The sequence below is a fragment of the Bradyrhizobium sp. STM 3566 genome, assembly GCF_045571445.1.
Lineage (GTDB): Bacteria > Pseudomonadota > Alphaproteobacteria > Rhizobiales > Xanthobacteraceae > Bradyrhizobium > Bradyrhizobium vignae.
Genome location: NZ_CP120692.1, coordinates 4,352,835 through 4,364,435, shown reverse-complemented (window position 1 = coordinate 4,364,435; position 11,601 = coordinate 4,352,835). Strand labels below are relative to the sequence as shown.

9 protein-coding genes are annotated in these 11,601 nt (G+C 64.1%); 5 read left to right on the top strand and 4 right to left on the bottom strand.

The window, feature by feature from the left end; all coding sequences use genetic code 11:
• The first annotated feature begins 194 nt into the window (after positions 1 to 194).
• Positions 195 to 722: a carboxymuconolactone decarboxylase family protein gene (locus P6U27_RS21115; protein WP_100231867.1), complete on the top strand. Its 528-nt coding sequence runs from the start codon at positions 195 to 197 to the stop codon at positions 720 to 722.
• Between the two features lie 25 nt (positions 723 to 747).
• Entirely contained in the window at positions 748 to 1,050 is a 303-nt protein-coding gene (locus P6U27_RS21110) for a nucleoside triphosphate pyrophosphohydrolase family protein (protein ID WP_162500319.1), read from the top strand.
• 119 nt (positions 1,051 to 1,169) lie between these two features.
• On the opposite strand, the gene glsA is transcribed toward P6U27_RS21110, so the two are convergent.
• The 4 genes from glsA to P6U27_RS21090 form a co-directional block, all read right to left on the bottom strand.
• Entirely contained in the window at positions 1,170 to 3,017 is a 1,848-nt protein-coding gene (gene glsA / locus P6U27_RS21105; protein ID WP_407192494.1) for a glutaminase A, read from the bottom strand.
• Between the two features lie 21 nt (positions 3,018 to 3,038).
• Entirely contained in the window at positions 3,039 to 5,111 is a 2,073-nt protein-coding gene (locus tag P6U27_RS21100) for a TRAP transporter permease (protein WP_407192493.1), read from the bottom strand.
• 150 nt (positions 5,112 to 5,261) lie between these two features.
• Positions 5,262 to 6,428: a TAXI family TRAP transporter solute-binding subunit gene (locus tag P6U27_RS21095; RefSeq protein WP_407192492.1), complete on the bottom strand. Its 1,167-nt coding sequence runs from the start codon at positions 6,426 to 6,428 to the stop codon at positions 5,262 to 5,264.
• 167 nt (positions 6,429 to 6,595) lie between these two features.
• The gene (locus P6U27_RS21090; protein ID WP_122403728.1) at positions 6,596 to 6,817 is read right to left on the bottom strand and encodes a biotin/lipoyl-containing protein; all 222 of its coding nucleotides are present in this window, start codon (positions 6,815 to 6,817) and stop codon (positions 6,596 to 6,598) included.
• A 94-nt stretch (positions 6,818 to 6,911) separates the two neighbouring features.
• On the opposite strand from P6U27_RS21090, the gene P6U27_RS21085 reads away from it, so the two are divergent.
• The 3 genes from P6U27_RS21085 (at position 6,912) to P6U27_RS21075 (ending at position 11,323) form a co-directional block, all read left to right on the top strand.
• Positions 6,912 to 7,886, top strand: a complete 975-nt coding sequence (locus P6U27_RS21085) for an IclR family transcriptional regulator (protein ID WP_407192491.1) — start codon at positions 6,912 to 6,914, stop codon at positions 7,884 to 7,886.
• Positions 7,816 to 9,375: an acyl-CoA carboxylase subunit beta gene (locus P6U27_RS21080; RefSeq protein WP_407192490.1), complete on the top strand. Its 1,560-nt coding sequence runs from the start codon at positions 7,816 to 7,818 to the stop codon at positions 9,373 to 9,375. The genes P6U27_RS21085 and P6U27_RS21080 overlap by 71 nt, the downstream gene beginning before the upstream one ends.
• A gap of 250 nt (positions 9,376 to 9,625) precedes the next feature.
• Complete coding sequence (locus P6U27_RS21075; RefSeq protein WP_407192489.1) at positions 9,626 to 11,323, top strand: GMC family oxidoreductase; 1,698 nt, start codon at positions 9,626 to 9,628, stop codon at positions 11,321 to 11,323.
• Positions 11,324 to 11,601 lie beyond the last annotated feature (278 nt).

Below are 11,601 nucleotides of genomic sequence, written 5' to 3'. Positions count from 1 at the left end.
ACACCCCTTGCGAGTATCCGCTGCGATTTGTCCCCACGCGGCGAATATCGACTGTGTCAGGGTCGATCAGCAATGCGGCGGCAATTTGACTCGATGTTGTTGCTCCTGCGTCGATGCGCGAATAGAGTCTTTGGGAACTTTCGCCGGCGGCGACAAAAAAGCATCAAAAGCTCAGGGAAAACTTCAGGAAAATCATGGCCCGCATTCAGTACAGCGACCCGTCCAAGGCATCCGACCGCACCCGCGAAATCCTCGACAAGAACCGTCATGCCAACATCTTCCGCATGATGGCGCACTCGCCGAGCTATTTCGAGCAGTACTGTCGCTTAGGAGGCGCCATCAGGCACAAGGGCGAGCTCGATCCCGTCGTGCGCGAGCTTGCGATCACGCGCACCGGCATCCTGTGCGAGGCTCCGTACGAGATCGTCGCGCACAAGCGGATTGGCAAGAATGTCGGCGTCACCGACGCGCAGAACGAGGCGCTCGAGAACTGGCAGGCCGCGTCTTGCTTCAACGAGGTGCAGCGCGCCGCGCTCGCCTTCACCGACGAAATCGTGAAGCTGAAGAAGCCGACGGACGCGACCTTCAAGGCGATCGCATCGAAGCTGACGCCGGCCGCACTGGTCGAATTGCAGCTCTCGGTCGGCTTCTACATCATGACTTCAAAGTTCCTGGAAACGTTCGAGATCGATCTCCAGCCCGTCACCGAAGTGGTGGGCTAATCCAAAGCGGCGGCGAGGGATACTCATGACGATCGATGAATATGCGGTCTGGGCCGCGAGCGTTGCGAAAGTCGATGAGCATCCGTCCAACGAGCGGTTGTCCTATCTCGGTCTTGGCCTTGCCGGCGAATCCGGTGAGGTCGCCGACCACATCAAGAAGCTGCTGCGTGACAACTGGCTCGACCAGGCGGGTCTCGTCGATGAGCTCGGCGACGTCATCTACTATTGGGCCTGCCTGTGCGCGGCGACAGGCCAGAAGCCGTCCGAACTGCTCGACAAGAGTGCGGCAAAGATCAAGCGGCGGTTGAGCGAGGCGGCGAGCCGGTAGAGCAAGATGCGCGGCACTGATAGTCCCCTTAGCGTCCTGCCACGCCTTGCCACTAGCACGGAGAACGTGGATGCCCGGGACAAGCCCGGCATGACGACCATTGAATGAATGTCAAACGCTCAGGTCGATGTCAGAATATCGACCTTCGCGTTGGCGACGATGAGGCGGTCGGCCAGCAGCTGTGCCAAATTGCGCATGATGCATTCGCTGGCGCGCGGGTGCTGCTTGCGGTAGCGCTCGAAATCCTTCAGCGGCACCTCGAATGCGGTCGCAGCCATATCGGCGAACACGTCGGCGGAGCGGGTCGGCTCCAGCAGCGCCATTTCGCCGAACGCCATGCCGGCGGTGAGCGTCGCCAGCCGTACGCCATCGGGCAAGGTGACATGCACCGCGCCGCTGCGTAGGAAGTACAGAGCATCGGCGGGATCACCGGTTGCGAGAATCTTCGCGCCGGATTGATAGGTCCTGATCGCGCAGAGCGAAGCCAGATCGGTCAGCTCTTCCTCGCTCAGCCCCGCCAGCAGCGGCTGCTCGGCGAGCTCGGTGGTCTCGTGAAAGTCGATCGAGCCGCCATAGCGGTAGACAATCTGGTCTTCGGCCCATTCGATCGCGGTATCGAGCAAATAGAAGTCGCGGACGTTCTTCAGCTCTGCGGTCCATTCGCGCAAGGTGTTCCACTCCTTGGAGGTGCGCCGCACGCCTGACAAAACCACGGTGACATTCAGCGCGGCCAATTCCACGAAGGCTTCCGCCACAAGCCGCGCGCCGGCGCGCGTGGTCGAGGTCACGCGGTGAAGATCGAAGATCACGAATTGCGGCCGCGGCCGTCCGGCAAGCCGCCGCGAAACGTAGTCGACCGCCGACAGCGAGAGCGTGCCGACCAACTCGATGATCCGCACCTCCTGCTCATGCGCGGCGAGGATCTCGCGCTCCTGCGGGCGGCGCACGCGGCGCGACGGGCTCTTGCCGATGTCGTAATCCGCGATGACGGCGTTGCGGGCGTCGTCGCTGCGGTTGAGCATGTGCAGATCGTAGTGCGAAGACAGAGCCTCGCAGACCTTGATGCCGCGCACGCTGTTGCCGTGCTTGTCGAGTTTTGGCGAATAGCTGCCGAGCCCGAGCCGGGCAGGGAGCGCGGCCAGGATGCCGCCGCCGACACCGCTCTTGGCGGGAATGCCGATCCGGTAGATCCACTCGCCGGCATAGTCGTACATGCCCGAGGACGTCATCACCGACAGCGTGCGCGAGATCGCGTAAGCGCTCAGCACCTGCTCGCCGGTGACGGGATTGACGCCGCGATTGGCAAGCGTCGCCGCCATCACTGCGATGTCGCGCGCCGTGACCAGCACGGCGCATTGGCGGAAATAGACGTCGAGGACGCCGCCGACATTGTCCGAGATCACCGCGTTGGTCTTCAGGAGATACGCGATGGCGCGGTTGCGGTCGCCGGTCTGGCTTTCGGAAGCATAAACGGCTTCGTCCACGGCAAGATCGCGTCCGGCAAAGCGGCTGAGCGCGACGCGAATCTGCTCGAAGGCCTCGCTGCCCTTGCTGTCATAGATCAGGCCGGTGCAGGCGATCGCGCCGGCATTGACCATCGGGTTGAACGGATGGTTGTCGGAATTGAGCCGGATGGAGTTGAAGGGATCGCCCGAGGGCTCGACGCCGATCGCGCTCTCGACCTTGCTCGCGCCCAAAAGGTCCAGCGCCAGCGCGAACACGAAGGGCTTGGACATCGACTGGATGGTGAAGGGCACCCGGCTGTCGCCCACTTCATAGACATGCCCATCCAGTGTGGCGAGGCTGATGCCGAAATAGGCAGGGTCGGCCTTGCCGAGCTCGGGAATGTAGTCCGCCACGTCGCCGGACGTTTCGGCCGAGAATTCGCTGAGGCAATTGTCTAGAAACCGCAGCAAGGGCGGTTTCGACCGGGTCCAGGCATTGGCGAGAGGCGAGAGCGGTTTCATCGCCTCCCTTGTGCAACGCAATCAGGGCACGCGCAACCCGTTCGGCAAGGGCGACTGCCGCCGCACCAGCAACAGGGTGATCAGAATCGTGGGTGCGAGTATCGCAAGCCCGAGAAGCGTGACCTGCCACTGTGACAGCGGCATGATCCCGCCGCCGGGGGTCGCCACCACGAAGCCGCCGATCACGAGCAGCAGGCGGATTGGCCATTCCAGCGCGCCGGCGGCGCGCAGGTCCCCGACGAAGGGCTGGTAGCCCTGGATCCCGCCGCAGATGAACAGCGTGCCGAAGGCGGCGAGGCCCATCAGGCCGAGGCCGGCCAGATAGGGGCTCGGCCCCTGCAGCACCAGCGCTGGATTGAGCACGAAGAAGAACGGCAGGAAATAGATGATGCTGCCGACCCACATCGATTCCCAGCCCGTCTTCATGGCTGGCGAACCGGCGATGCCTGCGGCCGCGAAGGAGGCGATCGCAACCGGCGGCGTGATCGAGGACAGCATGCCCCAGTAGAAGATGAACATGTGCACGGCCATGCGGTTCAGCCCGAGTTTCTCCAAGGCGGGCGCGACCAGGATGGCGAGGAAGATGTAGCAGGCCGTCGTCGTCAGCCCGAGGCCGAGGATGAGGCTGGTGAGGGCGCACATGCCGAGCAGCAGGAAGGCGTTGTCGCCCGCGATGTGCAGCAGGTCGTTGGCGAGGCTCGACACCACGCCGGTCATCGAGAAGGCGCCGATCAGGAGACCGCAGCCGGCGAGGATGCCGACCAGCTCGACGAAGGTGCGCCCGTTGACCTCCAGGAATTTACCGATGGTCGCCAACGTCCAGCGCGTGTCCTTGGAGAAGAGTTGGTTGAGCACCAGCAGCAGCGCGGTCGCGTAGAACGGCGCGTGGCTCTCGCGCTTGAAGTAGAGCAGCATCACGATGAGGAGCGCGATGACGAAGACGTAGTACCAGCCGTCCTTGATCGTATCCATGATCCGCGGCAGCTCGGCGCGCGGAATGCCCTTCAGCTTGTGGCGCGCGGCATAGGCGTCGACCTGCATGAACAGCCCGACATAATAGAGCGCGGCCGGAATGATCGCTGCGACCGCGACGTCGGCGTAGCTGACGTTGAGAAACTGCGCGATCACGAAAGCGGTGGCGCCCATCACCGGCGGCGCCAGCACCGCGCCGGTCGAGGCGCAGGCCTCGATCGCGCCGGCATAGGAGGCACGGAAGCCGCTCTTCTTCATCACGGGGATGGTCATGGTGCCGGCGGTGAGCACGTTGGAGATGATCGAGCCGGACATCATGCCGAGCAGGCCGCTGGCGAAGATGCAGACCTTGGCGGCGCCGCCGCGGAAGGTGCCGCACAGTGCAAAGGCCAGATTGATGAAGAATTTGCCGGCCCCGGTCATCATCAGCGCGGTGCCGAACACCAGGAAGCCGATCACGGTGTCGGCAAAAGCCTGGATGGGAATGCCGAGCAGGCTCTCGCCCGAGAGCACGTGATAGGCGGTCGCCTGCTCGAGCGTCGACTGCGTGCCGCGGAACGGCCCGAGCCAGCCAGCCTCGGCGAACAGCGGATAGACGGTGAAGGGCAGCACGCTCAGCAGCAGGCTCCAGCCGCCAGTGCGGCGCAGCGCCTCCATCAGCAACACCCACATCACGAGACCTGCCGCAATCACGGTGTTGGGCGCACCGCCGAATTCCCAGCCGGCCTCCGCCGCCTTGCGCACGTTCGACATCAGCATGAGGGACGCCGCGAAGGTCGCGACGAACAGGACGAGGTCATACCAGGGGATCCGGTCGAGCGGCGCCCGTTCGGTGCCCGGAAAGATGAGGAACGTGAACGGCAGCATAAGCGCGATCAGGAGATAGAAATACTCCGTGTTGAGCTGGGTGTAGTCGACGAAGAAGCGCAGCGAGAATTGCTGGTTGATGCAGAGCAGGATCGTCGCCGCGGTTGCTGCCACCAGCGCCCAGCGCCAGCCGCCGCGAAGTGTGCGCACGCGCGTCACCTCCGCCTCCTGCATGTTGCCGGCGGCGCCATGCGGATCGTCGAACACGACCCGCTTGGCCTCGTCTTGAGAGGCGGAGGAAGTGGAAGAGGACATGAGCGACCCCGCGCGTGGACTGGCCATTGCTGATTACGTGAATGGCGAGTTGTTGAATCGATAGCGCCGCGCGCTCCTCGACCTCTCCCGCAAGCGGGAGAGGGAGTGCACCTCTCGCGTGACAGCGATCGAGTCCGGTAACGCCACCTTCTATTCCTCGAACCCGTTCGGCATGCCGGCTTTGGCCAGCGCGGCGGCGCGCGCCTTCATCCAGCCGTCGAGGAACGCCTTGTCGTCTGAGGGTGGATTGGACTTGCCGTACTCCGTCCACGCCGCGGCGAGCACCTCCTGGCGCTTGAACAGCTTGTTGTTGTGCGCCTCCTGCGCGTCGCTCCATTGCCCGGCCTCCTTCAGCGCCTTCACGGCGCCGGGATGCACCGGCACCACCCAGTTCTTGGTCTGGCGATCGGCCGCGAGCCCGCCGGCGCCGGGCGCGGAATCCTTGTAGGCGTCGTAATTGACGATCATCGCCTTGGAGATGGCGTAGACCTGGTCGATTGGTTGCGAGGCATAGGCGACGAAGATCGGGTAGGGGTAGTTGCCGAGCTCGACCGGCTTCTCCGGCGAGATGCCGGCGCCGCAGGTCGCAAGCTGCGGAAAGAAGAACGAGCCGACCTTCTGCATCCGTGCCCAGCCTTCCTTGTCGTTGGCCGGCAGCGGCGGCCAGATCAATCCGCGCGGCGAGGTCTCGGCCTCCTTGGCGGGGCCGGTGATGGTGGTGCCGAAGGCGGCATCGACGTCGTTGTTGATCAACCCTTTCCACATCGCCCCATAGCTTGCGAACTCGACGGCCTTGACGTCCTTCTGCGTCAACCCTGCAAAGGCGAGCACCGCGAGTGAATTCTGGTTCAGCGCGGGCGAGCCGACCACGAAGCCGACGCGCTTGCCCTTGAGGTCCTTCAGCTCCTTCACGCCGGTGTCGGCGGCCACCGCAAGCGAACCGCAATTGCAGTCGACGGTCGAGAGCAGGATCTGGAGCGGCTGCGGGCCCCATTCCTTCGAGCCGAACTCGAACACGCCTTCCTGCGCGAAGTAAGTGCCCGATCCCATGGCCGCGGAAGCTGCGCGCCTGGCGCGCAGCGGCGCGAGACGCGCCACGTCGTTGCCGGCGGGGAGCACGCGCACGTCGGTGCCGTACTTGTCCTTCATCATCTTGCCGACGCCGACCGCGATGTTGAAGCCGGCGGTGCCGGTGTCATAGGCAGTGAACGTCAATGTCGCCGGCAGCTTGATGTCTTCGGCCAACGCATAGCGTGTAGACGCAAAAGAAAAGCCCGCCACCAAGGCAGGCGCGAGCACGAGCAGCCCACGAAGCATGTTTCCCTCCGATGATCCCCGCGTTCGTCGCGAAGATTTTCTTTCTTTGTTTGAAACAAAATTTTGTTTGAGCAGATCATGTCACCGGGCATTCGCGATGGCAACGCCGTAACGTGCATGCGGGAATGCGGCTGACAGATTGTCGCGGAAACGACCGGATAAAACACTCAACTCGTGACGATCGCGATCGCCTGTCCCTCGGCGACGACGTCGTCGAGCTTCACCAGAAGCGATGTGATCGTGCCGTTCGCCGGCGAAAGCACCGGGATCTCCATCTTCATCGCTTCGACGACCACAACGTCATCGCCATCTGCGACGGTTCCTCCAACTTGCACGGGAGTTGCGCAGATGCGTCCCGCGACCTCGGTGACGATCTTAATTTCTGGCATGCCATCGCCTTTTTGTTGTCGTCGCAAAATGCCTGAGGTAGCGTCGTCTGCAAGTGGAATTTAATTCCGCAGAGCGAAACAGACGGTAGGGATCATGGGACGACGTTCGGAGCGGTTGAGCAGGCAAGGTGCGCTCGCTGGTGATGCCGGTGAGGGTGATGTCATCCAGGTGGTGTCGCGCGCGTTCGATGTGTTGCGATGCTTCGAGGGCCACGAGGCGAGGCTCGGCAATCTCGAGATTTCGAACCGCTGCGGTTTGCCGCGCTCGACGGTATCGCGGCTCACGCACACGCTGACCCGCATGGGCCAGCTGGTGTATCTGCCGCGCGATCAGAAATATCGCATCGGCCCCAGCGCGGTGGCGATGAGCGCCTCGATGATGAAGGGCGCGCAACTGCGCAGCATGATCCGGCAACGGCTCCAGGAAGTGGCCGAGCAGCTGCCGGGCACCGTCGGCTTCGTCGTGCCCGATCGCTTCCATCTCGTCTATCTCCTGTTCGCGCGCTCGGCGAGCGCGCTCGGCCTGCACGAGGGCACCGGTAGCCGCATCTCGATGGCGTCGACCGCCGCAGGCGCGGCCTACACCGCGGCCCTGGCGCCGGAAGTCGGCGATGCCTTCGTCGCAGACATGGAGCGGGAAGCCCCCGAGGCTGCCAAGATTCTCAAACCCCGCATGGAGGCCAACCGGCAGTCGCTGCGCGAGCGCGGCTATGTCGTGGCCTGCGGCCTTTGGAGCCCGCACATCAACGGCCTCGCGGTGCCGATCTGGTCGCCGCAATACCAGACCTTCGTGGTCATCACGATCGGCCTGCTGTCGGCGATGTATGACGAGCAGCGTCTGCATGACGAAGTCGCTCCGCTGATGCTCGAGCTTGGCCGCTCGCTCGGCAGCCTGATGGAAGGCGCGGAGGGCAACGCCTTCAACAACCGTATCTCGCGTAAGCCGGTCGCCATGGCCGTGCACAACAACAACAAGCCGATCAATTCGGAGGGAGTGAATGAACTGGAAGCCGGAACTCGACGAGCTCGCCCGGCGCGAAGCCTTCGCGCGGGAGATGGGCGGCGTTGACAAGGTCAAGCGACAGCATGACCAGGGCCGGCTGACTGTTCGGGAGCGTATTGACAAGCTGATCGACAAAGGCAGCTTCCACGAGATCGGTGCCGTCGCCGGCATCGGTGAGTACGATTCCAGCGGCGATCTGAAGAAGCTGACGCCTGCGAACTGCGTGTTCGGCCGCGCGCGCGTCGACGGCCGCACCGTGGTCGTGGTGGGCGACGATTTCACCGTGCGCGGCGGCTCGGCCGATGCGTCGATCTCGGCGAAGCCGTTGATGGCGGAGGAGATGGCGCATGACTTCCGCCTGCCCATCATCCGCATCATCGAGGGCTCCGGCGGCGGCGGCTCGGTCAGGACCATCGAGACCAAGGGCGCTGCGAACCTGCCCGGCGGCATCGGCGGCACGCGCTGGTATCGCTTCACGACGGAAAATCTGTCGCGGGTGCCGGTGGTCGCGCTCGGCCTCGGCTCGGTGGCGGGCTTAGGTGCCGCGCGCCTTGCCGCCAGCCATTACTCCATCATGACGCGGAAGTCCGCGATGTTCGTTGCGGGCCCGCCGGTGGTGAAGGCGCTGGGGCAGGATCTGACCAAGGAGGAGCTCGGCGGCGCGGAGATCCAAACCCGCGCCGGCGCGGTCGATCATGCCGTCGATACGGAAGAGGAGGCGTTCGCCTGCGCGCGCCGTTTCCTCTCCTATCTGCCGTCGTCGGTCTACGAGCTGCCGCCGACCTTGCCCTGCACCGACGATCCGGAGCGAAGCGACGAGGCGCTGATGAATGCGGTGCCGCGCAACCGCAAGCAGGTCTACAAGATGCGCCCCATCATCGAGTCCGTCGTCGACAAGGGATCGTTCTTCGAGGTCGGCAAGAATTTCGGCAAGCCCGTTATCGTGGGCCTCGCGCGGCTCGAGGGCAGGGCGGTGCTGCTGCTCGCCAGCGACAGTTTCCACTACGGCGGCTCCTGGACCGCGGATGCCTGCCAGAAAGTGGTGCGCTGGGTCGATTTCGCCGAGACCTTCCATTTGCCGGTCGTCTATCTCATGGATTGCCCAGGCTTCATGATCGGCCTCGACGCCGAGAAGGCGGCCACCATCCGCCACGGCGTCCGCGCCATGGCCGCGGTCAACCAGACCACCGTGCCCTGGTGCACCGTGATCCTGCGCAACGCCTTCGGCGTTGCCGGCGTGGTGCATCAGCCCGCCGACCGCTTCTCGATCCGCTATGCCTGGCCGTCGGCCTATTGGGGCTCGCTTCCGCTCGAGGGCGGCATCGAAGCCGCCTACCGCGCCGACATCGACTCGGCGGAAGACAAGGCGGCGAAGCTGAAGGAGATCGAAGAGCGCCTCAACAAGCTCCGCTCGCCGTTCCGCTCGGCCGAAAAATTCTGGGTCGAGGAGATCATCGATCCCAGGAAGACGCGGTCGCTGTTGTGCGAGTTCGTACGCCTCGCCGAGCCGCTGCGAAAAGCAGGGCCGCCGGAGAACTTTTCAATCAGGCCGTAGAACTCTCAAACGTTCTTGCGAGGAACTGCTGTGACGAAGTAATCCAGAAACCCTCTGCGATGACGGTCATGACGCCTCTATCGCCGTCATCCTGGGGTGGTCGCTTCTTCAGCGGCCCTCGAAGGACGACGGGCCGGCTGCATCGGGGCCGTGCATCCTTCGAGGCTCTCCATGGGACGCGTTGCGTCCCATGCCTCGCACCTCAGGATGGCGGATTGCTGCCGGACACGAACAACAGGAAGCGCCAATCGTGTACGACTTCATCATCGTGGGCGGCGGCTCGGCGGGGTCCGTGCTGGCCCACCGGCTTTCCGCTAGAAGCGCCAACAAGGTCCTGCTGTGCGAGGCCGGGCAGGACACGCCACCTGGCAACGAGCCGGCCGAGATCAGGGACAGCTATCCCGGCACGGCCTATTTCGATCCGCGCTTCCATTGGACCGAGCTGAAGGTCACGACGCAGGTCGTCAGCCACAACAATCCGAACGAATCGCGTCCGCCGCTACGCAAATATGAACAGGCGCGCGTGCTGGGCGGCGGCTCGTCGATCAACGGCCAGATGGCCAATCGCGGCGCGCCGACCGATTACGACGAATGGGAGGCGCGGGGCGCCGAGGGCTGGAGCTGGAATGACGTGCTGCCCTTCTTCAAGAAGGTCGAGCGCGACCTCGATTTCGACGGGCCATATCACGGCAAGGACGGCCGGATCCCGGTCCGCCGCATCCCGCGGGAGCACTGGACGCAGCATTCGGAGGCGTTCGCGCAAGCCTTCCAGCAGGCAGGGCATCAATTCGTGGCCGATCAGAATGGCGAGTTCGTCGACGGCTTTTTCCCGGTGACGCATTCCAACCAGGCCGAGCAGCGCGTCTCGGCCGCCATGGGCTATCTGGATCGCGACACCCGCAAGCGCACGAACCTCACGATCTCCACCAACACGCAAGTGCGGGAGCTGTTGTTCGACGGCACGCGCTGCGTCGGCGTCAAGGCAATGGTCGACGGAAGCGAGCAGGAATTCCGCGGACGCGAGATCATTCTCTCCAGCGGCGCCATCCATTCGCCGGCACATCTGCTCCGCGCCGGTATCGGCCCGGTCGGTCACCTCAAGGACTTAGGGATTCCCGTGCTGATGGGCTTGCCGGGCGTCGGCCAGCGCCTGATGGATCATCCCTCGATCTCGCTGTCGTCCTTTGTCCGCCGCGGCGCGCGCATGAACGAGCACACCAGGCGCCACATGCAGCTCGGCCTGCGTTACTCCTCCGGGCTGCCAGGGGTGCCCAAGGGCGACATGTTCGTCGTCGTCATCAGCAAATCGGCCTGGCACGCCGTCGGCGCGCAGATCGGCTCGCTCTTGACCTTCGTCAACAAGACCTATTCCGAGACTGGACAGGTCAAGCTTGCCTCGCGCGATCCCTCGGCAGAGCCGATCGTCGAGTTCAACCTGCTGTCCGACCGGCGCGACCTCGATCGCCTCATGAGCGGCTTCCGCAAGATGGCGGCGGTGCAGATGAGCGAAGTCGTCAGGAAGGTCACGGACAAGCCGTTCCCGGCCGCCTATACCGATCGCGTCCGCAAGATCGGCGTGGTCAACACCAGGAACAGGATACTCACCACGATCGCCGCGGCGCTGATGGACGGTCCGGCGGCGCTGCGTCACTACATGATCGACAATTTCGTGGTGGAAGGCTTCACCTTCGATCAGGTGATGCACGACGACGAGGCGCTGGAAGCCTTCGTGCGCAAGGCGACGATCGGCGTGTGGCACGCCTCGTGCTCGTGCCGCATGGGCCGCGCCGACGATCCGATGGCGGTGGTCGACAATCAAGGCCGCGTCAAGGGCGTGCAGGGCCTGCGCGTCGTCGACGCCTCGATCTTCCCGGTGGTGCCATGCGCCAACACCAACTTCCCGGTCCTGATGTCGGCTGAGAAGATCGCGGCCGCGATGCTGCAGTGAGTGGCAGCGAGTTCTGGCTATCCGGACAATACAGGAGCAGTACAGGAGCAGTACAGGAGCAGTACAGGAGCAGTACAGGGAAGAGGAGCGCTGATAGGAACCTTGTCCGGCGTCCTGCATTCAACGCGTATGAGAAACCTGTATTTCGGCATCGGCGCTCTCGCCGGCGCGCTGGTTCTTCTCACGATATGGCTAGCCGAGCACGAGCGGCAGGCGTCAATCGACCGTCTTCAGCAATGGGAGATTCCGCACGCGCCTGCGCGTTAGGAGCGGATCTT

Excerpts from the sequence above, each read along its gene's own strand:
- glsA (WP_407192494.1), bottom strand. The coding sequence starts at position 3,017 with ATGAAACCGCTCTCGCCTCTCGCCAATGCCTGGACCCGGTCGAAACCG.
- P6U27_RS21115 (WP_100231867.1), top strand. The coding sequence starts at position 195 with ATGGCCCGCATTCAGTACAGCGACCCGTCCAAGGCATCCGACCGCACC.
- P6U27_RS21080 (WP_407192490.1), top strand. The coding sequence starts at position 7,816 with ATGAACTGGAAGCCGGAACTCGACGAGCTCGCCCGGCGCGAAGCCTTC.
- P6U27_RS21110 (WP_162500319.1), top strand. The coding sequence starts at position 748 with ATGACGATCGATGAATATGCGGTCTGGGCCGCGAGCGTTGCGAAAGTC.
- P6U27_RS21100 (WP_407192493.1), bottom strand. The coding sequence starts at position 5,111 with ATGTCCTCTTCCACTTCCTCCGCCTCTCAAGACGAGGCCAAGCGGGTC.
- P6U27_RS21085 (WP_407192491.1), top strand. The coding sequence starts at position 6,912 with ATGGGACGACGTTCGGAGCGGTTGAGCAGGCAAGGTGCGCTCGCTGGT.
- P6U27_RS21095 (WP_407192492.1), bottom strand. The coding sequence starts at position 6,428 with ATGCTTCGTGGGCTGCTCGTGCTCGCGCCTGCCTTGGTGGCGGGCTTT.
- P6U27_RS21090 (WP_122403728.1), bottom strand. The coding sequence starts at position 6,817 with ATGCCAGAAATTAAGATCGTCACCGAGGTCGCGGGACGCATCTGCGCA.